The organism is Streptomyces sp. NPDC057428 (assembly GCF_042803195.1).
GTDB lineage: Bacteria > Actinomycetota > Actinomycetes > Streptomycetales > Streptomycetaceae > Streptomyces.
In genome coordinates this window covers 1-1,112 of record NZ_JBHVCT010000242.1, presented here as the reverse complement: position 1 = coordinate 1,112, position 1,112 = coordinate 1, and the positions used below count along the sequence as shown (strand labels likewise).

Annotated in this window: 1 protein-coding gene and 1 pseudogene; both read right to left on the bottom strand. The window is 69.8% G+C overall.

Annotated elements, in window-relative coordinates; all coding sequences use genetic code 11:
• Window positions 1-111 precede the first annotated feature (111 nt).
• Window positions 112-903 (bottom strand): IS21-like element helper ATPase IstB, encoded by a 792-nt coding sequence (istB, locus tag ACFU5K_RS32025; RefSeq protein ID WP_384068296.1) that lies wholly within the window; start codon window positions 901-903, stop codon window positions 112-114.
• A pseudogene (locus ACFU5K_RS32020) lies at window positions 903-1,112 on the bottom strand (IS21 family transposase); the annotation flags it as partial. The gene istB and the pseudogene ACFU5K_RS32020, both read right to left, overlap by 1 nt.

The following is a 1,112-nucleotide window of genomic DNA, read 5'->3' as shown; positions in this document are numbered from 1 at the left end:
CTGTCAATGGCCTTGAAGTTCTCCCCGTAGGCGGCCGCGGTTTCGCCCCGCTGGCGGCCTGCAAGATCTCCCCGCTGGCGGCCAGATATCTCCCCGCCGCCGGGTGATGTGTCAGCTGAAGGGCTTGACGCCCTTGCCGGTGGTGGCCTGTGTAAGCCGGAAGCTGTCACCCTGGGTAACCACGATGTGAGCGTGGTGCATGAGGCGGTCGACGGTCGCGGTGGCCAGGGTTTTCGGCATGATCTCGTCGAAGCCCGACGGGTGGAGGTTGCTGCTGACCGCGAGAGCCCGCCGTTCGTATGCGGCGTCGACCAGGCGGTAGAAGCCCTCGGCGGCGTCGGGGCTGACCGGCAGCAGGCCGATGTCGTCGACGATGATCAAATCGGAGCGGATCACACGGGTCAGGGCCTTGGCGATGGAGTCGTCCGCGCGGTGGCGGCGGACGAGGGCGCCGAGGTCCTCGATGGAGAACCAGGCAACCGACATGCCGGCCTCGACGGCGGTCTGCCCGAGGGCTTCGCACCAGTGGCTCTTGCCCGTGCCGGAGGGGCCGACCACGCAGAGATTCTCCCGGCGCTGGACCCATTCCAGGGTCTTGATCGCGTCCTGGGTGGCCCGGGGGATGGACGATGCCTGCTCGTCCCAGTCGCCGAAGGTCTTCCCGGCGGGGAACCCTGCCCGCTTGCGGCGGGTGTGGAGGTTGGCGCGGTCGCGGCCGGCGGCTTCCTCGGCCAGCAGGACGCGGACGACCTCGGCGGGATCCCAGCGCTGGGCTTTCGCGGTGGGGACGATGTCGCTCAACGCCCTGCGGATGTGCGGGAGTTTGAGCCGCCTGGTCAGCTCGATCGCCTCGGCGAGCGGGTCGCCGATCGGGCCGGAGACGGTGCGGGGCGGGGTGGCCATCAGCACAGATCGCTTTCGTTGGCGTCGGGCTCGGATATGCCCGAGCCGGTGTCGGGGGTGGTGGTGCCGAATGAGGACCAGGCGCCGGTGCCGGGCTGCAGACTGTGGGTCTCGCTCGCCCGGGTCGGCTCGGCCGAGACGTGGGCGGCCTGGTAGTGGAGGATGGAAAGCAGATCCTTCTCCGCGAAGCGGCCGGTGACCGCCGCCGT